Source organism: Paracoccus sp. SY (assembly GCF_002901215.1).
GTDB classification, from domain to species: Bacteria; Pseudomonadota; Alphaproteobacteria; order Rhodobacterales; family Rhodobacteraceae; genus Paracoccus; species Paracoccus acridae.
Genome location: NZ_NWMQ01000004.1, coordinates 111,459 through 134,221, shown reverse-complemented (window position 1 = coordinate 134,221; position 22,763 = coordinate 111,459). Strand labels below are relative to the sequence as shown.

Sequence of the window (22,763 nt, the reverse complement as noted above, 5' to 3'; positions counted from 1 at the left end):
CTTAAGCGTCCATCAGGCCGGGGTTGAGGATGCCCGCCGGGTCGAAGCTGCGGCGCAGCCCGTCCTGAAGCCGCGCGACGGCAGGGGGCAGCGGCGGGAAAGCCGGGCCCTCCGCGCCCTCGCGGCGGACCAGCGTGGCATGGGGGGCAAGGGCACGCGGGTTGCCGGGGCCATGATACCAGATCAGGCCGCCGCCCCAGTCCAGCGAGCAGTCCCCGCCCATCGTTCGCAGCCCGTCGCAAAGGCCGGGCGCATCACTGGGCTTGCACAGGATCCGCCACAGCGGGCCGCCGCCGGCGAAATGCGCCACGTCGCGGATGGCTTGCCAGGGGGCGTCGTCTGTCACCTCGGGGCGCCACTCGGCCAGAAGCGCCAGCAGACGGTCGCGGCGATAGGCAAGCTGGCCATCCAGCCCCTCGATCCGCAGATAGGCCGTGCCGCCGACATGGGCCGCGCCCGACACCTCATAGGGGGTGGACAAAGCCGTCGTGAAGATGCGCAGGGCGGTGTCCTCGGTCACGTCGGGAAAGGCCAGGGTCGTGCGGGCGGGCAGCAGCGGCAGGGTCTTCAGCACCACCTCGGTCAGGACGGCCAGGGTGCCGTATGATCCGGCCAGCAGCTTGGACAAATCCAGGCCGGTGACGTTCTTCATCACCCGCCCGCCGTTCTTCAGGATGCGTCCGCGACCATCGACAAAACGCACCCCTAGCAGGTGATCGCGGCAGGCCCCGACCAGAAGGCGGCGCGGGCCGCTGGTATTGGCGGCGACGGTGCCGCCCAGGGTGGGCGTGCCGTTGCCCCCCAGGACGGGGCGCATGTCGGGCGGCTCGAAGGCCAGGGCCTGGCCTTCCGCGGCCAGCATGCGTTCGATCTCGGGCAATGGCGTGCCGGGGCGGGCAATCAGCGTCATCTCGCCCGGGGAATAGGTCACGACGCCGGACAGGCGCGACAGCGACAGGGTTTCGCCGGCCGCGCGGTTTTCGACCCGCGTGCCGCCGCCCGTGAGGCGCAGGGGGGTGCGCCGGGCATGGCAATCGGCCAGGACTTCCGCGACTTCGGCCTCGGTCGCGGGGGCAAGATCCAGGGCGACGCTCATTCCGCAGCCCTCGCGCGGTGGGCGGCGCTGGCGTCCAGCGGGAAGACCTTGGCGGGGTTCAGAAGCCAGCCGGGGTCGAAGACATCCTTCACCTGCATCTGGATCGCCAGGTCGTCGGGCGCATACTGGTCCCCCATCAGGTCGCGCTTTTCCACGCCCACGCCATGTTCGCCGGTCAGACAGCCGCCGACCTCGACACAAAGGCGCAGGATGTCGAAGCCGAAGGCCTCGGCCCGGGCGAGGTCGCCGGGCTTGTTGGCGTTGAACAGGATCAGGGGGTGCATGTTGCCGTCGCCTGCATGGAAGACGTTCGCGACCTCCAGCCCGTGCTGGCGCGACAGTTCGCCGATCCGGCGCAGGGTATAGGGCAACTGGCCCACGGGAACGGTGCCGTCCAGGCAGATGTAGTCGCCCAAGCGTCCCATCGCGCCGAAGGCCGACTTGCGGCCCTTCCAGATCGCCAAGGCTTCGTCGGCATTGCGGCTTTCGCGGAACTCGACGGGGTTCAGGGCGTCGGCGATGGCGCGGATGCGGGCGATCTGGTCGTCGATCTCGGCCTTGGACCCCTCGACCTCGACGATCAGGACGGCAGGGCAATCAGGGTATCCTGCCTTGGCGAAGGCCTCGACCGCGCGCAGGCAGGGTTCGTCCATGTATTCGATGGCGACCGGCAGCACGCCGGACCGGATGATGTTGGCCACGCATTCGCCCGCGACCTCGGGGGAATCGAAGCCGATCAGCACGGGCCGCGCGCCTTCCGGGCGGGGCAGGATGCGCAGGGTCGCCTCGGTCACGACGCCAAGCTGGCCTTCGGACCCGCACAGCACGCCCAGCAGGTCCAGGCCCGCGGGGCCAAGTTCCGGCCCGCCCAGTTCCACGACCTCTCCGGTCGTCAGGACCACGGTCGCGCCCAGAAGGTTGTTGGTGGTGACGCCGTATTTCAGGCAATGCGCCCCGCCCGAGTTCATCGCGATATTGCCCGCGATGGTGCAGGCCAGTTGCGAGGACGGGTCGGGCGCATAGAAGAAGCCGTATGGTTCCAGTTCCGCGCTGACCGACAGGTTGGTCACGCCGGTCTGGACGCGGATGAAGCGGTTGTCCGTGTCGATCTCCAGCACCTCGCGCAGGCGCATGGTGCCCAGGATCACGCAATCGGCGGTGGGCAGCGCGCCCCCCGCAAGCGAGGTGCCCGCCCCGCGCGGGACCACCGGCACGCCCATCTGGCCGCAGATGCGCATGGCGGCCGCGACCTCGGCCGTGCTGCGCGGCAGGACCACGGCCAGCGGCGGGCAACGGTATGCCGTCAGCGCGTCGCATTCATAGGCGCGGGTTTCCTGGGGATCGTCGATCACCGCGTCGGGGGGCAGGACGGCGCGCAGGGCGGCGACGATCTGCGGACCGCGGGCGATGACCCCCGCATCGGGTGTCGGCATGGCGATGGACATGGCTTTGCCTCCGTGTTCGGGCCTTGGTAAAATAAATTGACCAAGCCTGTCAATTGCGATGAAATGGGCGCGACACTAGGGTTCTTGCCATGACCGACTTTTCCATCCGCCCCGAACGCGCGGCCGAGGCCGTGGCGCGGCATATCGAAACGCTGATCCTTGAAGGATCGCTGGCCCCCGACGAAGGGCTTCTGCCGGAACGCGATCTTGCGGCGCGGCTGAACGTGTCGCGTCCTACGCTGCGGGACGGGCTGCGGATCCTGCAGGATCGGGGGCTGCTGACGGGCGAAAAGGGACGCGGGTTGCGGGTGGCGGCCTTGGGCCGGGCGGCGATCACCGACCCGCTGATCGCGCTTCTGGCCGACCACCCCGAGGTCGAGGACGATTACCTGGATTTCCGCGACGTGGTCGAAAGCCACGCGGCGGGGCTGGCCGCGCTGCGGGCCACGGAACTGGATCGCGACCGCATCGCCGCCGCCCTTGACGCGATCGAGGCCGCCCATGCCGCCGCCAATCCCGCCGACGAGGCCGAGGCCGACGCCGCCCTGCATCAGGCGATCTATGAGGCGAGCCACAACCTTGTCCTTTTGCAGATCATGCGGGCGCTGTCGGGCAACCTGCGCAGCAACGTGGCGCGGAACCGGGGGCGGATGTTCACCTTGCACCGGATCCGCGACCATCTGCGCGACCAGCACCGCGCCATCGGCCTGGCGATCCTGTCGGGCGATCCCGATGCCGCCCGGAGCGCTGCCCATGCGCATCTGGCCTATGTCCGCAAGGCCGCCCGCGACATCGCCGAATCGCAGGCCCATGACGAAACCGCCCGCCGCCGTCAGTCCGGCGGGGGTTTGGGGCAAAGACGATGAACCCCGTGACCGATCCCGCCGCCTTCCTGCGCGGCCTGTTCGACCGCGCCGTCCAGGCCGCCGATCCCATGCGGATGCTGGCGGCCCATCTGCCGCCCAGGCCGTCCGGCCGGGTCGTGGTCGTCGGCGCGGGCAAGGCCAGCGCGCGCATGGCCGAGGCCGTGGAAGCCGCCTGGGGCCCCTGCGAAGGCCTGGTCATCACCCGCCATGGCCATGCCCGCCCTTGCCAGGGCATCGAGATCGTCGAGGCTTCCCATCCCGTCCCCGATGAGGCGGGCGCGCAGGCCACGCTGCGGATGCTGTCGCTGCTGGACGGCCTGGGGCAGGACGACTTTGTGCTGGCGCTGATCTCGGGCGGGGCCTCGGCATTGCTGTGTGCCCCGGCCCAGGGCCTGACCCTGGCGGAAAAGCAGGCGGTGAATGCCGCGCTGTTGGCTTCGGGGGCGCCGATCGGGGCCATGAACACGGTGCGCAAGCATCTGTCCCGCGTGAAGGGCGGGCAACTGGCCGCCGCCGCATGGCCCGCGCGGATGCTGACGCTGATGATTTCCGACGTGCCGGGCGACGATCCGGGGGTGATCGGATCGGGGCCGACGGTCGGCGATCCGTCCACCCCTGCTGACGCCCGCGCGGTGCTGGATCGCTGGGGCATCCCGCAGTCGCCAAGCCTGGCCCGCGTCCTGGAAGGGGGCAGCGGGGTGGTCCCGCCGGGCGATCCGCGCCTGTCGCGGGTCGAAAACCGCATCATCGCCGCCCCCGCCCAATCGCTGCAAGCCGCCGCCGACCTGGCCCGCGACCTGGGCTGCGCGGTCGAAACCCTGGGCGATTCGCTGGAAGGCGAGGCAAGGGAAGTGGCGGCGGATCATGCCCGTCTGGCCCTGGCGCGACAGGCCGCGCGCCGGCCGGGCGATTCGCCCCTGGTGATCCTGTCGGGGGGTGAACTGACCGTGACCCGCCGGGGCGACGGCCTGGGCGGGCCGAATGCCGAATATTGCCTGGCCTTGGCCCTGGCCCTGGACGGCGCGCCGAATCTTCATGCGCTGGCCTGCGACACCGATGGGGTGGATGGCGCGGCGGACGTCGCGGGGGCGCTGATTTCGCCCCGGACCCTGACGTCGATCCCCCCCGCCCAGGCCAGGCTTGCGCTGGACCGGAACGATGCGCACGGGTTTTTCGCGGCCCTTGGGGCGCAGGTGGTGACCGGGCCCACCTTGACCAATGTGAACGATTTCAGGGTCATGTTGATATTGTGACAAATGCGACGGGCATTGCCGCGCAAGTTTGCTGCACAACTGCGTTTTGAGGGCGGAAATGTCGTCTGGTTGACACTTCGTGCCAGACAAAAGGACTATCAGTCTAAGGGCGCAGTCGTGGTGCGCTGCAAGATTATGGTTGAGTGCGAGTTACGGCTATCCCGTTGCATCATGTTGATGCGGTGCCCCTTGGGGCCGGGATAGCCATTTTTACGTTCCATTCATGGTCCACTTTGGTTTACTGGCACTCAGCCCCGTTGCCGATGGACCTGTCCGCGATGATTGATCCGCACGATTTCGCCCATCTGTTCCAGGCCCCGATCCTGACAGGTCTGACACGGGACCAGAAATACGCGCTGCTGTCGGCCTGCACCTCTCGCCTCGTGAAGGCCTCGACCCCCATCCTGCGCCAGGGCGAGCCGACCACCGGCAGCTATTTCATCGCCTCGGGCCGGGTCGAGGTCTGCTATGTCGACAGTTCGGGCAATCAGGTGATCATCCACATCGCCACCGCGGGCGAGATGCTGGGCGAGGTAGAAGCCCTGTCGGGTCGGCCCTGCGCGGCCGGCTGCGTCACCCTGACAGATACGACGGTGCTGTTCTGTCCCGCCAAGGCGCTTTACACCCATGTTCCGCCGCAGATCCTGATCCCCAACCTGTGCACGCTGCTGCACGACCGGCTGATGCGGGAAAACCGCAACCGCACCGCGGATCATTACTATACCGCCGATCAGCGGATGCGGCTGTATCTGCGCCAGTTGACCGGTGATTCGGACGATGCGGTGCGCATCAGCCAGTCGCAGCTTGGCGTGGTCATCGGCTGTTCGCGCCAGACCGTCAACAAGATGCTGGGCGAATTGCGCGACGCCGGCATCATCGAAATGGGCCGTAGCGCCGTCCGCGTGCTGGACCGGACGCGGCTGGCGGACGGGGCGCCGGCGGTCGAATAATCAGCGCAGGTCGGCGATGACCCGGCCGTCATTGGGCAGGCTGCCCGGCGCCACCACCTCGACCGAGCCTTTCAGGCGGGTGATCTCGGCCAGTTTCTCGGCCAACGCGGCGGCGGCGCTGCTGTCGGGATGTTCGGCCAGCAGGTGCATCCGGTCCTGTTCGCCGCTGCGGCTGATTTCCAGGCGCAGGCGCTCGCAGCCCGGGACCGCGCGGCCGATGGCTGCGATCTGTTCGGGGCGCACGAACATGCCCTTGACCTTGGCCGCCTGGTCGGCGCGGCCCATCCAGCCCTTGATGCGGCGCGCGCCCGTCGCGCCGGGGATGATGGCCGACATGTCGCCCGTGGCGAAGCGCAGCAGGGGATAGTCGGCGTCAAGCCGCGTCACCACGATCTCGCCCACCTCGCCGTCGGGAACGGGATCGCCGGTGCCGGGGCGGACGATTTCCACGATGGCGCCGTCGTTCAGCACCATGCCCGGCCCGCCATCCTCATAGGCCACGATGCCAAGGTCGGCGGTGCCATAGCACTGGCTGACGGCCACGCCGCGCGACGAAAGTTCGGCCCGCAGGCTGTCGGGCAGGGCCGCGCCCGTGACCATGCCCACCTGAAGGCAGGTCCGGTCCACGCCCCCTTCATCCGCCTTGTCCAGGATGATCTTCAGGAAATCCGGCACGCCCACATAGACGCGCGGGCGGTATTGCCGGATCGCCACAAGCTGGTCGGCGGTGTTGCCGGGACCGGCCGGGATGACCGGGCAGCCCAGTGCCTCGGCCCCGGCCTCGAAGATGAAGGCGGCGGGCGTCAGGTGATAGGAGAAGGTGTTGAGGATCACGTCGCCCCCCTGCACCCCGGCGGCGGACAGCGCCGCCGCCGATCCCCACCAGTCCGGCCCGCGCCCTTCCGGGTCGAAGATCGGGCCGGGCGACACGAACAGCCGCCGCAACCCGGATACCGGACCGCCCGTCAGCCCGCCGAAGGGCGCATCCTTGGCCTGCAATTCGACCAGATCCGACTTGCGCAGCACCGGCAGGCGCGCGAGGTCGGCCAGGCTGTCCAGCGGTGTTGCAGGCAGGTCCGCCCAGAAGGCTTGGGTGTCGCGCATCCGCGCCAGTTGCGCGTTCAGGCGGGCAAGCGGCGGCCCCTCGCGCGTGTCGCGGGCGTGGTCAAGATCGACGGTCATGGGCTTTCCTCAGGCCAGCCAGCGCTTGCGCCGGCGATAGTGTTTGACGTTGCGGTAGTCGGTATGTTCCGCCCCGCCCAGATAGAAGTCCTGCACGTCGGGGTTCGACTTCAGCACCTCGGCCGCCCCCGACATCACCACCTGCCCCTGCTCGATCAGATAGGCGCGGGACACGATGTCCAGGGTGGCGGCGGCGTTCTGTTCGACCAGCAGCACCGACAACCCCTCGCGCGCGTTGATTTCCCCGATGATGCCGAAGATTTCCTGCACCAGCAGGGGCGACAGGCCCAGTGACGGCTCGTCCAGCATGATGAGCCTCGGTTCGGTCATCAGCGCCCGGCCGATGGCCAGCATCTGCTGTTCCCCGCCCGACAGATATCCGGCCTTGGACTTGATGCGTTCCTTGAGGCGCGGGAAATAGGCATAGACCTGTTCGCGCAATTCGTTGAAGCGCGCGACGGAACGCCCGCGATAGGCGGCGACCAGGTTTTCGTCCGGGGTCAGGTGGCCGAAGATGCGCCGGCCTTCCAGCACATGCACCAGTCCGCCCGCCACGCGTTCGGGCGCCCCCATGTTCAGGATCGACCGGTCGCCCCAGCGGATTTCGCCCCGCGTGACCAGCCCACGCTCGGGGCCCAAGAGCCCCGAGATGGATTTCAGCGTCGTCGATTTGCCCGCGCCGTTCGATCCCAGCAGGGCGACCATCTCGCCCTCGCCAACCTCAAGCGAGACGCCCTTGATGGCAAGGAAGACCTTGTCATAGATCACCTCGACGTTTTCCAGAACAAGCGCGGGCATGGCGTCAGTGCTCGGCTGCGTATTTGGCGGCCGATTCCTCGATCACCTGGCGGATCAGCTCGGGATAGGCGGCGTGCCATTCGCTGACCGGCACCCATTTCTCGCCGTCCCATTCCGACACCCGGCCTGCGCCGCCGCCCTGGTGGTCCTCGGCGGTATAGGTGACGGGCGGCATCAGCCCTTCGGCGTCAAAGCCCGCGATCTTCTCGAAGCCCGCCTTCAGCGCATCGCCTGTCAAGGGCTGGCCGCCTTCCATGCCCAGGCGCGCGGCCTCGACCGCGACGGCCATGGTGGCGACGCCCAGGTTGTAATAGCTGGTGCCGACATTGGCCTGGTCGCCCGAACCCTTGCCTGCGTCGATGACCTTTTCCTGGATGCGCTGGATGATCGGATGGTCGGTGCCCGAGGCCGTGGCCTCGAAGCGCTTCACGCCCTTCATCTGCGGGCCCACATTGGCCGCGTCGGTTTCGGCCAGCCAGATCACCGAATGGATCTGTTCGGGGCGGATGCCGTTCTGGATGGCGGTGCGGACCGACACGGCCTGACCGCCGCCCGCGCCCCAGATCAGGACGTAATCGGGGCGGTAACGCCGAACCTCTGACCAGGCGGCGGATTGTTCGTTGCCGGGGCTGGCATAGGGGAAGGCCTGGAACTCGAACTTCTCCTGTTCGGACAGGGCCTGAAGGATCGGGCCGGGTTCGCGGCCGAAGGGGCTGTCGATATGGACGATGGCGATCTTCTTGCCTTCCAGCCCGCCGGTTTCCTTCATGTGTTCGATCAGGGCAGCGGCCTGCGCCCAATAGGTCGCGAACATCGGGAAGACATAGGGGAAGACCGTGCCGTCGGAGGCGTCGCCGCGCCCGTGGGCGGGGGTGATGACCACGTTCTTGTCGGCCTGCGCCTGGTCCAGGATCGCGGCGGACACGGGCGTGGACAGGAAGTCGAACAGGACCGCGCCTTCCTCCTTCGCGCGGTTATAGGCCTCGATCCCGCGCTGCGGCTGGTTGCCGGTGTCGCGCACGATGGCGGTGACGGTATTGCCGTCGCCCAGCGTGCCTTCGGCGTTCACAAGGGCCAGGTAATCCTGCTGGCCCTGGTTATACTGGCCGGTCACGAAGGTATAAACCGCCGTGAAATCCTGAAGCAGGCCGAACTTTACGTCCTCGGCGGCCACGGGGGCGGACAGCCCGGCCACCAGGGCCGTCGTCAGCGCCAGCTTGCGCAGAAAGGTCATGTGTTTTCCTCCCATGTTATGCGTTCCCCCTCCCAGGGTCAGCTTCTGGCGTGGCGGAAGGGCCAGACCAGGAAATACTTGCGGATGTTGTCATAGATTTTCGCCAGGCCCAGCGGTTCCAGAAGCAGGAAGCCGATGATCATCGCGCCGTAGATCATCAGGGGCAGGTGCGACAGGAAGTTCTGGCTGACCGGAACCCAGCCGGATGCGGCAAGGCCCGATACCAGGTTGGTCAGGAAGATCGGCGCCAGCAGCACGAAGCCCGCGCCCAGCCAGGATCCGATCACCGATCCCAGGCCCCCCACCAGCACCATGGCGACAAGCTGGATGGACACGTTGAAGCCGAATTGTTCCGGCGTCACCGCGCGATAGAAGCAGAAGGCCAGGATCGCGCCCGTCACGCCGCCCATGAAGGACGAGGTGAAGAAGGCCATCAGCTTGGTCCTGAAGGGATCGACCCCGATCACGGCGGCGGCAAAATCCTTGTCGCGGATCGCCACAAGGGCGCGCCCGAACGAAGTGCGCTTGACGTTCATGAAGAACACCGTCAGCAGCACCGCCCAGCCAAGCGCCAGCCAGTAGCGCGCCGAAAGGCTTTCGATGGGAAAGAACAGGAAGCTGACCGCAGGCGTGCGCAGGGTGGCGTGTGCGCCCCCGGAAATCGCGGGCACGTTCACCACGACCCAATCGACCAGATATTGCATCGCCAGCGTGGCCATCACCAGGTAAAGCCCCTTCACCCGCAGCGCCGCGCCCCCGAAGATCGCGCCGATCACCGCCGAGATCAGCCCCGAGAGCAGCAGCGCCAGTTCGAAGGGCACCCCCGCCCGCACCAGGTGGATCGAGGCATAGGCCCCGATCGCCATCACGGCGGCAAAGCCGAAATGCAGCTGCCCCGCCAGGCCCATCAGCAGCGTCAGCGACAGCGCGGCCGCCGACCAGATCACCCATGGCAGGACATAGCTGCCCAGATACAGCGGCGAGACATAAAGCGGCGCGAGAAGCGCCAGCACCAGAAGCCCGATCACCAGCCAGCGGTCCGTGGGGATCTTCCACAGCTTGCGGTCGGCCTGATAGCTGGTGTGATACGTCCCCGAGAGGCGATAGAACATGGCGTCAGATCCTCTCGATGTCTTCTCGGCCGAAGATGCCGAAGGGGCGGACCATGATGGTCAGCAGGATGATGAGCGAGGTGACGACGTCGCGGGTCGAACCGCCCGCGAAGCTGTCCAGGTATCCGGGGATGACCGTGCCCAGGACGCCCACCAGGATGCCGCCCACCAGGACGCCGGGCACCGAATCGACGCCGCCCAGGATCACCACGGCGACCGCCGGGAACAGCAGCGCGGAGAGCGTCCAGTCCACGCCCTGCGACGATCCCCACAGCGCCCCCGCGACCACGGCGGCGATGCCCGCCAGGCCCCAGGAAATGCCGATGGCGCGTTCCACGGAAATGCCCACGGCCCAGCTGGACACATGGTCGTCCGAGACGGCGCGCAGCTTGGTGCCGGTCCGGGTGCGGAAGAACAGAAGCGAGGCCCCGACCAGCAGCAGCGCGATGATGCCGCCGTAAAGCGAGGTGCGGTTGATGAAGACGTCGCCGATGATGATGGGGGCGAAGTCGATCCCCAGGTCGATGGGCTTGGGCGTCGATCCCAGGATGCCCGGCACCATGCCGCGCAGCAGGATCTCAAGCCCCAGGGTCAGCATCACCACCATGATGACCGGCTGGCCGACCATGCGGCGCAGCAGCAGCCGTTCCACCACAAGGCCGAAGCCGAACATGATCGCGGCCGCAAGCGGGATGGCGATCCAGACATGAAGGCCCCAGGCCATGACCAGCCAGACCGCATAGCCCGCCGTCATCACCAGGGCGCCTTGCGCCAGGTTCGGCACGCCCGCGGATTTATAGATCAGCACGAAGCCCAGGGCGACCAGCGAATACATCAGCCCGGTCAGCGCGCCCGAGATCAGCAGTTCCAGGAAATAAGCCATCACGCGGCCCCCTTCACGTCGGACAGCCGCAGCACCCGGTCCAGCGACCCGGTCTGGCCGTTTTCATAGGTGATCTGCGCCTTGAAGTCGATCTGGTCGTCGCCCCGGTTCAGCGCCTCGATGATCGGGCCGTATCGGTCGTCGATCACGTTGCGCCGCAGCTTGCGGGTCCGCGTGACCTCTCCGTCGTCGGGGTCGAAATCCTTGTGCAGGTTCACGAAGCGGTCGATGGACAGCCCATGCGGCAGATGGGCGTTCACGGCCGCGATCTCGCCCGAGATCAGGTCATAGATGCGACTGGCCTGGGACAGTTCGGCATAGGAGGTATAGGCCACGCCATGTTCCTGCGCCCATTGGCCCACCGCCTGGAAGTCGATGCAGACGATCGCCACCAGCATGTCGCGGCCCTTGCCGATGACGGCGGCGTCCTTGATATAGGGGCTGAATTTCAGTCGGTTTTCCAGATAGGTGGCGATGAAGCGGGTGCCGTCGCGTTTCTCCACCACCTCGGACACGCGGCCAAGGACGACCAACTGCCCGTCGGGTTCGATCTGGCCCGCATCGCCCGTGTGCAGCCAGCCGTCCTGCAGCGCCTCGGCGCTGGCTTTCGGGTTCTGGAAATAGCCGTCGAAGATGTTGTCGCCGCGCAGCAGGATCTCGCCATGCTCGTCGATCTTCATCTCCACGCCCGGGAAGGGGCGCCCGACCGTGGTCAGCGAGATGTCCTCGGGCTTTTGCGCAACCGCCAAGGCGCAGTTTTCCGTCTGACCATAGAACTGGCGCAGGTTCAGGCCGATGGCGCGGAACCACAGGAACACGTCCTCGCCGATGGCCTCTCCGGCGGTATAGGCGCGCTTCACGCGGCCCAGGCCAAGCTGGTCGCGGATCGGGCCATAGATCAGCCATTCGCCCAGGAATCGCGTCAGACCGCCGCCCGCGGGCTTGCCGTCCAGGCGGGCGCGTTCAGCCTCCATCGCGCGGGGCATGAAGTAATCATACAGCCTGCGCTTCAGGCCGGTGGTTTCCGCGATCCCCACCTGCACGCGCGTCAGCATGGCCGACCAGGCGCGGGGCGATGCGAAATACAGCGTGGGCGCCATTTCCCGCAGGTCGTGCAGCGCGGTTTCATTCGCCTCGGGGATGTTGACGGTAAAGCGCAATTCCATCGCCGCGCCGACCGAAAAGATGAAGTCGCCGACCCAGGCCATCGGCAGATAGGCCATATGGACCTCGCCCTGCTGGAAATAGCCGGCGGCGGCGGCATTGCGGACGCCCGACAGGACATGGCCGTGCTTCAGCGGGATGCCCTTGGGCGCGCCGGTGGTGCCCGACGAATGCATCAGCACCACGATGTCATGGATCGTGGACCGGGCGATCAGCGCCTGGGCCAGGCCCGGATCGGCGGCCAGCCGCGCAGCCCCTTCGGCGCGGATCGCGTCGAAGCCCGCCACGCCAGCCGGTTCGCGGCCCGCAAGCCCGCGCGGGTCGTCATAGATGACCAGGTCCAGATGCGTCCAGCGGCCCTTGGCCTCCAGCATCTTGTCCACCTGTTCCTGGTCCTCGGCCACGGCGACGCGGATGTCCTCTCGCTCCATCTGGGCGGCCAGTTCCTCGGTCGGGGCATCGGCATAGGCGGGGGACGGGATCGCCCGCAGGCAGGCCGCGCCCAGCATCGCGAAATACAGGTTCGGGCGGTTGTCGCCGATCACCATGACCACGTCGCCGGGCTTCACGCCGCGCGCTTCAAGCCCCGCCGCGAATTCGACCACGGCCCGCAGGTAGTCGGCCCAGGTATATTCCTGCCAGATGCCGTGGTCGCGTTCGCGCATGGCGACCTGGTTCGGCACCTCGGCCGCGTTCTGCGCCAGGCGCGCCAGGATCGTGTCGTCCTGGCGCCAGTTCGGGTGCAGCGCCTGGGCCTGGGCGATGTTCACCGGATCATGCTGCATGGCGGGGCTTTCCGATATAGGCCTCGACCACGCGGGGATCGGCGATGGCTGCGCGTGCCGGGCCCTGGGCGATTTCCTGGCCGTTGTTCAGGACCAGAACCCGGTCGCAAAGCGCGGTCACGACATCCATGTGATGTTCGATGATCAGGACTGTCAGGCCTAGGGCCTCCTGCGCGTCCAGGATGAAGCGGACCATGTATTCCTTTTCCTCCTGGTTCATGCCGGCCATCGGTTCGTCCAGGACCAGCAGGCGCGGTTCGGCGCAGAGCGCGCGGGCCAGTTCGACCCGCTTCTGCAGGCCCAAGGGGATCACATCGACATGTTCGTCGCGCGCGGGCGCCAGTTGCAGAAGGTCGATCACCTCCTCGACATGGCGGCGGTGGGCCACTTCTTCCTTTTGCGCCCACCAGGGATAGAAGAAGGAGGCCAGCGGATTGGGCTTCATGAAGATGTGCCGGCCCATCAGGATGTTGTCCAGGACCGACATGCCGTGGAACAACGCCACGTTCTGGAAGGTGCGCGCCACGCCCATGGAGGCGATGCGAAACGGCTTCAGCCCGTTGATCTGCTGCCCGTCCAGCGTGATCGTGCCTTCCTGCGGCGGATAGAAGCCGGTGATGGCATTGACCAGCGTGGTCTTGCCGGAACCGTTCGGCCCGACCAGGCCGAAGATTTCCCCCCGGTTCACGGCCACGGATACGTTCTTCAGCGCGACGACGCCGCCGAAACGGCGCACGACATTGTCGCAGACAAGGGTATGATCGCTCATGCGGGCACAAGCCCGTTCAGTCCGCGCATAGCCTGTCCTCCCAAACAGTCTTGCCGGCCGGTTCCTCCTCCGACCGTGGATAAGGAAAGGCTAGCATCGGATGCATTTTTGAGTAAACCGAAAAGAATGGCAAAGTTCTTTCGGGATTTCTGAGATGCACCCGAACCTGGTCGATCACCTGCGCGCCTTCTGCGCCATCGCCGACACGGGCAGCCTGACGGCGGCGGCCAAGGAATTGCGGCGGCCGATCTCCTCGGTCAGCTATTCGCTGGCGCAATTGGAAAGCCAGTGCGGCTTTCCCCTGCTGGGGCGCGGCACCAGCAGGGCGGAGCTGACCGAACGCGGCCGGGTCCTGTTGGCCGAGGCGCGCAGCGTGGTCGAACGCGCCCGCAGCTTCACCACCCACGCCCAGTCGCTGGAAAAGGGCGAGGAAACGCGGCTGCGCGTGCTGGTGGACGTGCTGTTTCCCCGCGCCGACCTGAACCGGGCGCTGCGGGCCTTTGCGGACGACCATCCCCATGCGCGCTTCCAGTTCTTCAATTCATCGCTGGCGACGCTGTGGGACGACCTGCGGGACGGCAATTTCGATTTCGCGCTGACCCTGGCTGCCGCGATCCCCTCGGACATCGCCGCCCGCCACCTGGGGACCGAGACGCTGGGCCCGGTCTGCGCGGCGGGGCACCGGCTGGCCGGGTTGCCGCAGCCCTTGGCGATGCGCGCCTTCGACCGGGAACGGCAGATCTATTACGTCGGATCCCCGCAGATCGACATGGAACGGGTGGGGCGGCTGTTTTCGACGGATGTCTGGACGGTGAACGACGTGGAATCGATCAAGTCGATGGTCACGGCGGGCCTTGGCTGGTGCTTTTCCGCCAGCGGCACCTTTGCCCCCGAGATCGCGCGGGGCGAGGTCGTGCCGCTTGTCTGCGAGGACATGCAGTTCCACCCGGTCCGCACCGTGGTCGTGGCCTGGCCCGCGCATCGCAGGCCAGGCCCCCTGGGGCGGCAGATGGTCCAGACCCTGGCCGACCGGTTCGGCCAGGCAGAGACCGTCAGGCCAGCAAGCCGGTAAAGCGCAGCATCGCCTTCAGGCTGTCGATGGGCTGCGAGGGCTGGAACAGGTGCGGCGACCAGCGGTGCCCGCCGATCTTCGCGTTCCAGTAGGAACCGGCGTCGTGGATTACCAGCCCCGCCAGCGTGTTGGCGACCAGATGGCTGCCCAGGGCGCCAAGGTGGTTTCCGCCGACCAGTTCCGCTTCTCGCAGGACATAGAACCACAGGGGCGTTGCCGCATCGAGGCCGGGTCCGGTCAGGAAATCGCGTCCCTCGGCCACCTGTTCGGGGGTCAGCACCGGGATCGGGCGGTAAAGGCCGGTCGCGTTGATCGCCTCGATCAGGCCCTGGGCCGACGGCATGTTCAGCCGATAACCGCGCCGCAGGTTGCGGCTGGCCAGGCGCTTCATCACGGCCGGACTGGCGGGCTGGTTGATCATGTCGTCCAAGGGCGGCGCCAGATGCGTGTCGATCTTGCGGGCCGACCGCAGCGGGGTTTCGGCATGGACGAAGCGGTCCCATTCGATCACCCAGTTGCCGGGCAGGGATGTCTTGGGATCGGCCGTCAGGGGCGAGGGCATCTTGCCGCTGCCGGTGAACTGGAACAACTGGGTGAAGCTGGCGAATGGCGCAAGCTGCGTCGATCCCGCCACGGCCCGACCGAAGAAGCGGTTGTGGTCATAGCCGCCGCGCACCATCGAATGTCCGAAGCGGAAGCCCGCGACCGAGAATTCCAGCGGCATCGGCATCTTGGCCGGATCGGCGGGCGGATTGTCGGCCAGGAATTCGGCATAAAGCGGCGCGCCGGTGGCCAGAACCTCGTCCACGACGTCACCCGCGCAGATCGCGGGCAGGAAGGCGTTCAGCACCAGCCATTGGTAATGATAGCGGGTCAGGCGGCGGGCTTCCTCGAAGTCGTGGCCCAGATCCACCATCCGGTTGTGCAGGCGCAGGAAGGCCACATGCAGTTGCGCCACCAGCAGGTTTTCGTCGTTGCGCCCGTCGCCGATGATCGCGCGTGTGCGGATCGGGCCGTCGGCATCGACGAAGTTGGCGCGCAGATCCGGGGGCAGGGCGTTCAGTTCCGCCACCGTGATGTCGCCGCGGTCCATCAGAAAGCCCAGCCGCAGCAGGTCGGCGGCAGGATCGGCGGGCAGGGGCGGGCGTCCGTCGCCGGAATCGGCGGTGACGCCCAGGCGCATCTTGTCGGAAAAGGTCGGATGGCGCATCAGCCCGGCCAGCTTGGCCGCAAAGGCCCCTTGGCCCGGGGAATCGCCGTAAAGGCTGTCCAGGGCCAGCGTTCCTTCGCGAAGGTTGTCCAGCTCACCCTCGACCTGGATGCGGTCCATGGGGGCGATGTCGCCTGCGATTTCCGACAGGCCCGCGACCTCCCGGTCGGTGTTGGCGGTGATGTCGTGGTCGATGAACTGTCCGAAATAGGTGAAGATCGGCGCGACCGAGCCGTCGCCGGGCCCCGTCGTTTCCGTCGCCATGCTGTCGGCAAGCTGGTCAAGCGCCGCAAGCGTGGCAGGACCTTCCGGCAGGCCGGGCGCGTCGCGGAACAGATATCGGAAAGCCCCCGGCGCGGTGGACATGGCCCGCAGGCTCCCCGCCTCGGGGGCGGGGGCGGTCGCGCCGTCCACCACGGCGGACAACGGCTTGAGGTCCAGACGTTCCATTTGGGCGGCGGGATTTTCCAGGACCGCCATTCCCCTGGTGAGGGCGGCATCAATGGCGGGCTGAGGGACGGCGGTATCCTGGACGATCCGCGTTCCGTGGCTGAGAGAAAACAGCATCTTGAACTCCAGGCAATCGTGATCACACCGACGCAAAAGGGTTTTGCGCCGAACAAGGAATGGCCGCAGGGCTGCGGTTTTTCGGGATATTTCGGGCCTTCCTGTTTTCAGCCCAAATAAATGATTCCCATTTGAATGAATATCATTAACTAAAATGATAATCCACAATTAATATAAAACAATATATCAGGCATCAGCCTGATATATTATCCATTGTTGTTCAGATAATTCAAATGGTTCTATTTCGCCGCCGCTTCGCGCCGCAGCGCGGGCAGGCCCACGCCGGTGGCATCGAAGCCCCCATCCACGGCCAATGTCTGCCCGCTGATGAAGCTGGCCTTGTCCGAACACAGGAAGACGATGGCCTCGGCGATCTCGCGCGCTTCGCCGTATCGGTTCAACGGGATCGCGTCGTAATAGGCGGCGATGATTTCGGGCGCGTGGACGGCCATGGCCAGCTTGGTCCTGACCGGGCCGGGGGCCACGCAGTTGACGCGGATGCCCTGTTCGCCCAGTTCGGCCGCGAATTGCTTGGTCAGGTGGATCACCGCGGCCTTGGACGTGCCATAGGCCACCCGCAGCGTCGATGCCCGCAGCCCGGAAATCGAGGCGATGTTGACGATGGCGCCGTTGGTTTTCGCCAGTTCCGGCACGGCGGCCTGGGTGCACAGGAACACGCCGTCCAGGTTGACCGACATCACTTCGCGCCATTCCTCGAAGCTGGTCATGTCCGCGCGCGAAAACAGCGCCACGCCTGCGTTGTTGACCAGGGCATCGACGCGACCGAACCGGGCGACCGTCTGGCGGATCATGCCGTCCACCGCCTGCGGGTTCGACACGTCCGCCTCGACGGCCAGGACGTTTTCCATCCCGTCGCAGACCCGGTGCAGTTCCTCGGTGTCGCGGTCCACCACGGCGACGCGCCAGCCTTGTTCCAGGAAAATCTCGGTCGCGGCCAGGCCGATGCCCCGGCACCCCCCGGTCACGATTGCCACCTTGGCGTCCTGCGTCATGTGTCGGTCCTTTCAACGATCAGTTCCAGCGTCACGCCGACCGGATTTCCCCCGCGTTCCAGCGTGCCGCGCATGATGGTGCCACGGATGTCCACGACCTCGATCGGGACGGTGGCGCGGCCCTGGGCCAGGGTGGCCCCGTCCAGCCTCAATTCGGTGGCATGGCAGTCCATGCGGCTGCCATCCGTGAAGCAGATATGGTCGATGCTGCCCACGCCGTGCAGCCGGGCATCCGCGATGCCGTGGCGGGCGCAAAGGGCTTCGATGGCCGTGACCACATCCTCTCCGGGCCCGATCCGGGCCAGCAGGCCGGTGCCGCTGCCGCCGCCCTGCGGGGTGAACAGGGTGAAGGCGGTTTCCGCATCCGGCAGCGCCTCGAACCAGGCATCCGGGGCGCCGATGCCGGTGACGCGCGCATCCGCCGCCAGCACCGTATCCAGCGGCAGCAGGTGGCCCATCGTCCCGCCCCAGGTGCCGTGGCAATGCAGGAAGGGCGCGCCGTCCTTCCAGCCGACCGTGGCCGTGGCCCGTTCGATGGTCACGGGGCCGTCGGGGGCATGGGTGTCGGAATACCAGGCCGCATGGACCCCGTCGGTCGAAGGCGCGGGCAGCACGAAGCGCATCGGGTCGCAAAGGGCGCCGTCCAGCCAGACCGCGCCGCCCTTGCAGCCCGCATCAGCAAACAGCCGCGCCACAGCCGTCATCACCGTCCGCCCCGCTGGCAGCACCCCTGAAATCCGCCGCAGCGACGCGGGCACCGCCACCGCGCGTTCCGCAGCGCGCGGGCCGGGATGGATCATCCGCTGCTTCATGCGATCATGCCGCGGGCTTCCAGTTCCTCGCGGATCATCTTCTTGGTGATCTTGCCATAGGCCGATTTCGGCAGGCTGTCCCAGAACAGGAACCGCTTGGGCATCTTGTAGCGCGACAGCTTGCCGTCCAGGAAGGCGGCCAGATCCTCCTCGGCCACGGGGGTGTTCGCCACGCAGACCGCCCAGCCGATTTCCCCCCACAGCGGGTCGGGGACGCCCAGCACCGCGACCTCGTTGATGGCGGGATGGGTAAGGATCTTTTCCTCGATCTCTCGCGGATAGACGTTGGACCCGCCCGAGATGAACATGTCCGACTGCCGCCCGGTGATATAGACGAAGCCTTCTTCGTCCATGTGGCCCAGATCGCCCGTGCGGAACCAGCCGTCGCGGAAGGATTTCGCATTGGCCTCGGGGTTGTTGTAATAGCCCGCAAAGACGGCGGGGCCGATGCAGCAGATCTCGCCGGTCTCGCCCGGCGCGACCTCGTGGCCATTGTCGTCCTGGATCTGGATCTCGATCCCGGTGCGGGCATGGCCGCAGGTGCCGATGCGGGCCGTGGGACCGTCCTCGGCCTGGTGCAGGTGGGCGGGCAGGACGGTGATGTTGCCCGTGACCTCGCCCAGGCCGAAATACTGGACCAGCACCGGACCCAGTGTGCGCAGGGCCTTCTGCTGGTCCACCCGATACATCGGCGCCCCCGCATAGATGACATAGCGCAGCGAGGACGTGTCGGCCGCGGCGGTCGAGGGATGTTCGACCAGCAGCTTCAGGATCGTCGGCACGGTGAACATGGTGGACACGCGCCATTCGCGCACCAGATCCCAGACCTGCGCCACGTCGAAGCGTTCCGTGGGCAGCAGGACGGTCTTCACCCCCCGCGCCACCTGGGTCAGCTGATGCACCCCCGCCCCATGCGACAAGGGCGCCACCACCAGCGAGGCGTCATCCGCCGTCAGCCCCGGCATCAGGTCGGCCAGGTGGTTCGTGACCACGAAGGCCATCTGCCCATGGGTCAGGACGGAGGCCTTGGGCCGTCCCGTGGTGCCGGATGTGAAGAAGAACCAGCAGGGATCGTCGCGGTCCACCGGGGCCACCTGGGGGCGTCGGCCCATGTGGTCGGCGGTGATCGCCGTCACGTCCGGCCCGAAATCCGCCGCGCCAAAGGCCAGGGTCGTGACGCCGCAGGCCGCCGCGTGATCCGGGAAGCCCGCGTTGCAGAACATCAGCGACGCGCCGGATGCCTGGGTCAGATAGGCGACCTCATCCGGCGTCTGGCGGAAGTTGGCGGGCACCCAGACGCCGCCCGCGCGCCAGACGGCGAACATGGCCTGCATCATCTCGGTGCAGTTCTGCGACTGACACATCACCCGGTCGCCCTTTTGCAGGCCAAAGCGGGTTTGCAGCGCATGGGCCAGGGCGTCGGTGCGGGCGTTCCATTCCGCCCAGGTCCAGCGGGCATCGCCCATGACCAGGGCCACCCCGTCGGGATCGCGCCGGGCGGCCTGGGCCAGGAAGGTGGCAAGGTTCATCACGCGGGTGGACACAGGGGCCAGCCCGCCAGCGGGATCGGTCATTTCTCTCGTTCCAGGATCGAGCAGTAATTGGCGACGGCCGTGCCGCCCATGTTGAAGACCCCGGCCAGTTCGGCGCCGGGCACCTGCATGGCGCCCGCGTCCCCGGTCAGTTGCATTGCCGCCATCACATGCTGGGACACGCCCGTCGCGCCGATGGGATGGCCGCGCGATTTCAGCCCGCCCGAGGGGTTCACGGGCAGGGTGCCGTCCATGCGGGTCGTGCCTTCGCGGATGACGCGCCAGCCCTGGCCGCGCGGGGCAAGGCCCATGGCCTCGTATTCGATCATCTCGGCGGTGGTGAAGCAGTCGTGGGTTTCCACCAGCGACAGGTCGGTGATCGCCAGTCCCGCCTGGTCCAGGGCCTTGCCCCAGACGCGATGGGCGCCCGCGAATTCGGTCGGGTCGCGGCGCGACAGGGCCAGCATGTCGCCCACCTGCGCGCGGGCGCGGAAGCGGATGGCGCGGGTTAGGGTTTCCGCGATCTCGGGCGCGGCCAGGACGATGGCCGCCGCCCCGTCCGACACCAGCGAGCAGTCCGTGCGCCGCAGCGGCCCCGCGACCAGCGGGTTCTTGTCCGAGGGCGTGTTGCAGAAGGCCAGATCGAAGGCCTTCTGCATGTGCGCGTATGGGTTGCGGGTGCCGTTGTCGTGGTTCTTGGCGGCGATCATGGCCAGTTCCTCGGACCGGTCGCCGTTTCGCTGGAAATAGCTGTCGGTGATCCGCCCGAAGACGCCCGCGAAGCCGCCGGGCGTGTCGCCCTCCTCGGCCACGAAGCTGGCCGACAGCAGCACGCCGCCCACATCGGCGATGGGAATGGCGGTCATCTTCTCGGCCCCGATCACCAGGGCCACCTTGCCGCGCCCGGACGCGATGAAGTCGGCGGCGGCATAAAGCGCGGCCGATCCGGTGGCGCAGGCGTTTTCCGTGCGCATGAAGGGCACGCCCGCCAGTTCCGGGCTGCCCATGGCGACCAATGCGCCCTGGAAGTCCTGGCGCTGGAAGCCGTTGTTATAGACGCCGGTGAAGATGCCATCCACGGCATCGGGCGCGATGCCCGCGTGTTCCAAGGCGGGCAGGGCCACCTCGGTCATCAGGGCCATGGTGTCGGGCGCCTCGGCCTTGCCGAATTTGGTATGCGCCCAGCCGACGATCAGGGGATCGGTCATGCGGTAGTCCTTTCAAGTTCGGCAAGGCGGGCGGCGATGGCCCTGGCCTCGCGGTGCAGCGCGGCGGCAAGCTCGGCCTGCCGCGCCGGGGTCATGCGGTTCTCGATGGCGGCGATGGAGAGTGCCCCCGCAGGCCGCCCGTCGGACCAGAGTATCGCAACCCCCAGGCCCCAGGAACCCGCCACGATGCGGCCGGGGTTCAGGGCATGGCCCTGGGCGCGGGCATGGGCCAGATCCTCCTGCAGGCCGGCCATCCACTCGCCCACCAAGGGCGCCACGCGGTCCAGCAGCGCCTCGGCCTCGGCTTCGGGCAGGGCGGCAAGGATCGCCAAGGCGCCCGCGCCGACGCCCGCGGGCTTACGGTCGCCCCGCATCAGCGCATGGGTCCGTACCGGGAAATCGCCCTCGATCCGTTCCAGGCACAGGGTATGGTCGTCCTGCGGCACCGTCAGCAGCAGCGTGTCGCCGGTCTCGGCCGCCAGACGGACCATGCTGTCGCGGGCATGGTGCAGGATGCCGTGGCGTTCGGTCGCGAATCCCGCCAGCAGATAGGTTTCCGGCCCCAGGTGGTATCGGCGCGTCAAGCGGTCCTGTTCGACCATCCGCGCCGCACCCAGGGCCAGCAGCAGCCGCCGCACCGTAGGCCGCGCCAGGCCCGAGGCGGCGGCAAGCTGCGCCAGCCCCATGCCCTGCGCGCCGCCCCGCCCCACCAGCGACAGCAGCGACAGCGCACGCGCCACCGCCTGCGTGCCGCCGGTATCCAGGGGGGCGGCGCCGTCCTTCATCAGGCCAGCGTCCTGCCGATGGCGGCTTCCAGGATGGCCCAGGCCTCGTCGCCATAGGTGGTCTTCCATTCCTGATAGAAGCCCGCCTCGCGCAGCTTGTCCTCGAAGGCCTTGGGATCGACGTCGTTGAAGACGAAGCCCTGGGCTTCCAGGTCGGTCTTCAGCGTGGCGTTCATCTGGGCGATGTCCTCGCGCTGTTTCACGGCGGCGGCGTTGAAGTTGTCGGCCACGGCCTGCTGCACGTCCTCGGGCAGGGCGTTCCAGGCGCGGCGGTTGCCCAGCATCCAGAAGCCGTCCCACATGTGGTTGGTCATGGAACAGTATTTCTGCACCTCCCACAATTTCGCGACTTTCATGATCGCCAGCGGGTTTTCCTGCCCGTCCACGATGCCGGTCTGCAGCGCAGTATAGACCTCGGCGAAGTTGATGGAGGCAGGGGCCGATCCGAAGGCCGTGAACAGCGAGGTCCAGAGCGGCGACACGGGCACGCGGATCTTGAAGCCTTCCAGGTCGGCGGGCGTCGTGATGGGCTTGGTGGAGGACGTGATCTGGCGGAAGCCGTTGTCCCAGATCTTTTCCATCACCACCAGGCCCGCGCCCTCGATCTGGCCGCGCGCATAGGCGCCCAACTCGCCGTCCATGGCCTTCCAGACGGTATCGTAGTCCGGGAAGGCGAAGCCCACGCCGTTGATCGAGGCGTTGGGGACCAGCGTGGACAGGATCACCGGCGACAGCTGGAAGAACTCCACCCCGCCTGACCGCAGCTGGCCCAGCACGTCGGTATCCGCGCCCAACTGGTTCGACGGGAAGATCTGCAGGTCGAAGCGGCCGGACGTGGCTTCCAGGATCGCCTTCTGCGCCTCGGCCAGGCGGACGTTGCTGGGATGGTCCAACGGCTGGTTGTTGGCCACCTTGTAGCTGAATTCGGCGGCCATGGCCGGGCGGACCCGGATGAACGGCGTGGCAAGCGCGCCTGCGGCGGCGCCCAGCAGGATGGTGCGGCGGGTGATGCTCATGAAACTCCTCC

Annotated in this window: 20 protein-coding genes; 4 read left to right on the top strand and 16 right to left on the bottom strand. The window is 67.4% G+C overall.

Annotated elements, in window-relative coordinates; translation table 11 throughout:
• Position 1 precedes the first annotated feature (1 nt).
• Positions 2–1,096, bottom strand: a complete 1,095-nt coding sequence (locus CK944_RS05555) for an FAD-binding protein (protein ID WP_103172050.1) — start codon at positions 1,094–1,096, stop codon at positions 2–4.
• The gene (locus CK944_RS05550; protein ID WP_205049007.1) at positions 1,093–2,535 is read right to left on the bottom strand and encodes an FAD-linked oxidase C-terminal domain-containing protein; all 1,443 of its coding nucleotides are present in this window, start codon (positions 2,533–2,535) and stop codon (positions 1,093–1,095) included. Before CK944_RS05550 ends, CK944_RS05555 begins: the two co-directional genes overlap by 4 nt.
• Before the next feature lie 95 nt (positions 2,536–2,630).
• Here CK944_RS05550 and CK944_RS05545 point away from each other — a divergent pair, with 95 nt between their 5' ends.
• The 3 genes from CK944_RS05545 (at position 2,631) to CK944_RS05535 (ending at position 5,610) form a co-directional block, all read left to right on the top strand.
• Entirely contained in the window at positions 2,631–3,407 is a 777-nt protein-coding gene (locus CK944_RS05545) for an FCD domain-containing protein (protein ID WP_103172048.1), read from the top strand.
• Positions 3,404–4,660 (top strand): glycerate kinase, encoded by a 1,257-nt coding sequence (locus CK944_RS05540; protein ID WP_103172047.1) that lies wholly within the window; start codon positions 3,404–3,406, stop codon positions 4,658–4,660. The genes CK944_RS05545 and CK944_RS05540 overlap by 4 nt, the downstream gene beginning before the upstream one ends.
• A 278-nt stretch (positions 4,661–4,938) precedes the next feature.
• Positions 4,939–5,610, top strand: coding sequence for a Crp/Fnr family transcriptional regulator (locus tag CK944_RS05535; RefSeq protein ID WP_158247961.1), 672 nt, complete (start codon positions 4,939–4,941; stop codon positions 5,608–5,610).
• Here the strand turns inward: CK944_RS05535 and CK944_RS05530 are convergent, their stop codons facing one another.
• From CK944_RS05530 to CK944_RS05500, 7 genes are read right to left on the bottom strand one after another with little or no spacing between them, the layout of a single operon-like run.
• Positions 5,611–6,792, bottom strand: coding sequence for a phenylacetate--CoA ligase family protein (locus CK944_RS05530; RefSeq protein WP_103172045.1), 1,182 nt, complete (start codon positions 6,790–6,792; stop codon positions 5,611–5,613).
• 9 nt (positions 6,793–6,801) lie between these two features.
• Positions 6,802–7,590 (bottom strand): ABC transporter ATP-binding protein, encoded by a 789-nt coding sequence (locus tag CK944_RS05525; protein ID WP_103172044.1) that lies wholly within the window; start codon positions 7,588–7,590, stop codon positions 6,802–6,804.
• Between the two features lie 4 nt (positions 7,591–7,594).
• On the bottom strand, positions 7,595–8,824 hold the full coding sequence (locus tag CK944_RS05520) for an ABC transporter substrate-binding protein (protein ID WP_103172043.1): 1,230 nt from the start codon (positions 8,822–8,824) through the stop codon (positions 7,595–7,597).
• 38 nt (positions 8,825–8,862) lie between these two features.
• On the bottom strand, positions 8,863–9,936 hold the full coding sequence (locus CK944_RS05515; RefSeq protein ID WP_103172042.1) for a branched-chain amino acid ABC transporter permease: 1,074 nt from the start codon (positions 9,934–9,936) through the stop codon (positions 8,863–8,865).
• Positions 9,937–9,940: 4 nt separating this feature from the next.
• A complete protein-coding gene (locus tag CK944_RS05510) occupies positions 9,941–10,819 on the bottom strand; it encodes a branched-chain amino acid ABC transporter permease (RefSeq protein WP_103172041.1) in 879 nt (292 codons plus the stop codon).
• Positions 10,819–12,768 (bottom strand): long-chain fatty acid--CoA ligase, encoded by a 1,950-nt coding sequence (locus CK944_RS05505; RefSeq protein WP_103172040.1) that lies wholly within the window; start codon positions 12,766–12,768, stop codon positions 10,819–10,821. Before CK944_RS05505 ends, CK944_RS05510 begins: the two co-directional genes overlap by 1 nt.
• Positions 12,758–13,537 (bottom strand): ABC transporter ATP-binding protein, encoded by a 780-nt coding sequence (locus CK944_RS05500; RefSeq protein WP_103172039.1) that lies wholly within the window; start codon positions 13,535–13,537, stop codon positions 12,758–12,760. Before CK944_RS05500 ends, CK944_RS05505 begins: the two co-directional genes overlap by 11 nt.
• 154 nt (positions 13,538–13,691) lie before the next feature.
• On the opposite strand from CK944_RS05500, the gene CK944_RS05495 reads away from it, so the two are divergent.
• Positions 13,692–14,609 (top strand): LysR family transcriptional regulator, encoded by a 918-nt coding sequence (locus CK944_RS05495; RefSeq protein ID WP_103172038.1) that lies wholly within the window; start codon positions 13,692–13,694, stop codon positions 14,607–14,609.
• Here CK944_RS05495 and CK944_RS05490 read toward each other — a convergent pair.
• The 7 genes from CK944_RS05490 to CK944_RS05460 form a co-directional block, all read right to left on the bottom strand.
• Positions 14,590–16,386 carry a heme peroxidase family protein gene (locus CK944_RS05490; RefSeq protein WP_103172037.1) on the bottom strand — a complete coding sequence of 599 codons (1,797 nt, stop codon included), beginning with the start codon at positions 16,384–16,386 and terminating at the stop codon, positions 14,590–14,592. The two genes, CK944_RS05495 and CK944_RS05490, sit on opposite strands and share 20 nt — an antisense overlap.
• Positions 16,387–16,625: 239 nt before the next feature.
• A complete protein-coding gene (locus tag CK944_RS05485) occupies positions 16,626–17,399 on the bottom strand; it encodes an SDR family NAD(P)-dependent oxidoreductase (RefSeq protein ID WP_103172036.1) in 774 nt (257 codons plus the stop codon).
• Positions 17,396–18,211 carry a PCC domain-containing protein gene (locus tag CK944_RS05480; protein WP_239985969.1) on the bottom strand — a complete coding sequence of 272 codons (816 nt, stop codon included), beginning with the start codon at positions 18,209–18,211 and terminating at the stop codon, positions 17,396–17,398. Before CK944_RS05480 ends, CK944_RS05485 begins: the two co-directional genes overlap by 4 nt.
• A complete protein-coding gene (locus CK944_RS05475; protein WP_103172035.1) occupies positions 18,208–19,785 on the bottom strand; it encodes an acyl-CoA synthetase in 1,578 nt (525 codons plus the stop codon). Before CK944_RS05475 ends, CK944_RS05480 begins: the two co-directional genes overlap by 4 nt.
• The gene (locus CK944_RS05470) at positions 19,782–20,951 is read right to left on the bottom strand and encodes an acetyl-CoA acetyltransferase (protein WP_103172034.1); all 1,170 of its coding nucleotides are present in this window, start codon (positions 20,949–20,951) and stop codon (positions 19,782–19,784) included. Before CK944_RS05470 ends, CK944_RS05475 begins: the two co-directional genes overlap by 4 nt.
• The gene (locus CK944_RS05465) at positions 20,948–21,736 is read right to left on the bottom strand and encodes an IclR family transcriptional regulator (RefSeq protein WP_103172033.1); all 789 of its coding nucleotides are present in this window, start codon (positions 21,734–21,736) and stop codon (positions 20,948–20,950) included. Before CK944_RS05465 ends, CK944_RS05470 begins: the two co-directional genes overlap by 4 nt.
• Positions 21,736–22,752, bottom strand: coding sequence for a TRAP transporter substrate-binding protein (locus CK944_RS05460; protein WP_103172032.1), 1,017 nt, complete (start codon positions 22,750–22,752; stop codon positions 21,736–21,738). The genes CK944_RS05465 and CK944_RS05460 overlap by 1 nt, the downstream gene beginning before the upstream one ends.
• Between the last annotated feature and the right edge of the window lie 11 nt (positions 22,753–22,763).

Excerpts from the sequence above, each read along its gene's own strand:
- CK944_RS05490 (WP_103172037.1), bottom strand. The coding sequence starts at position 16,386 with ATGCTGTTTTCTCTCAGCCACGGAACGCGGATCGTCCAGGATACCGCC.
- CK944_RS05480 (WP_239985969.1), bottom strand. The coding sequence starts at position 18,211 with ATGAAGCAGCGGATGATCCATCCCGGCCCGCGCGCTGCGGAACGCGCG.
- CK944_RS05475 (WP_103172035.1), bottom strand. The coding sequence starts at position 19,785 with ATGACCGATCCCGCTGGCGGGCTGGCCCCTGTGTCCACCCGCGTGATG.
- CK944_RS05545 (WP_103172048.1), top strand. The coding sequence starts at position 2,631 with ATGACCGACTTTTCCATCCGCCCCGAACGCGCGGCCGAGGCCGTGGCG.
- CK944_RS05465 (WP_103172033.1), bottom strand. The coding sequence starts at position 21,736 with ATGAAGGACGGCGCCGCCCCCCTGGATACCGGCGGCACGCAGGCGGTG.
- CK944_RS05485 (WP_103172036.1), bottom strand. The coding sequence starts at position 17,399 with ATGACGCAGGACGCCAAGGTGGCAATCGTGACCGGGGGGTGCCGGGGC.
- CK944_RS05500 (WP_103172039.1), bottom strand. The coding sequence starts at position 13,537 with ATGAGCGATCATACCCTTGTCTGCGACAATGTCGTGCGCCGTTTCGGC.
- CK944_RS05540 (WP_103172047.1), top strand. The coding sequence starts at position 3,404 with ATGAACCCCGTGACCGATCCCGCCGCCTTCCTGCGCGGCCTGTTCGAC.
- CK944_RS05515 (WP_103172042.1), bottom strand. The coding sequence starts at position 9,936 with ATGTTCTATCGCCTCTCGGGGACGTATCACACCAGCTATCAGGCCGAC.
- CK944_RS05510 (WP_103172041.1), bottom strand. The coding sequence starts at position 10,819 with ATGGCTTATTTCCTGGAACTGCTGATCTCGGGCGCGCTGACCGGGCTG.
- CK944_RS05555 (WP_103172050.1), bottom strand. The coding sequence starts at position 1,096 with ATGAGCGTCGCCCTGGATCTTGCCCCCGCGACCGAGGCCGAAGTCGCG.
- CK944_RS05495 (WP_103172038.1), top strand. The coding sequence starts at position 13,692 with ATGCACCCGAACCTGGTCGATCACCTGCGCGCCTTCTGCGCCATCGCC.
- CK944_RS05525 (WP_103172044.1), bottom strand. The coding sequence starts at position 7,590 with ATGCCCGCGCTTGTTCTGGAAAACGTCGAGGTGATCTATGACAAGGTC.
- CK944_RS05505 (WP_103172040.1), bottom strand. The coding sequence starts at position 12,768 with ATGCAGCATGATCCGGTGAACATCGCCCAGGCCCAGGCGCTGCACCCG.
- CK944_RS05535 (WP_158247961.1), top strand. The coding sequence starts at position 4,939 with ATGATTGATCCGCACGATTTCGCCCATCTGTTCCAGGCCCCGATCCTG.
- CK944_RS05520 (WP_103172043.1), bottom strand. The coding sequence starts at position 8,824 with ATGACCTTTCTGCGCAAGCTGGCGCTGACGACGGCCCTGGTGGCCGGG.
- CK944_RS05470 (WP_103172034.1), bottom strand. The coding sequence starts at position 20,951 with ATGACCGATCCCCTGATCGTCGGCTGGGCGCATACCAAATTCGGCAAG.
- CK944_RS05460 (WP_103172032.1), bottom strand. The coding sequence starts at position 22,752 with ATGAGCATCACCCGCCGCACCATCCTGCTGGGCGCCGCCGCAGGCGCG.
- CK944_RS05530 (WP_103172045.1), bottom strand. The coding sequence starts at position 6,792 with ATGACCGTCGATCTTGACCACGCCCGCGACACGCGCGAGGGGCCGCCG.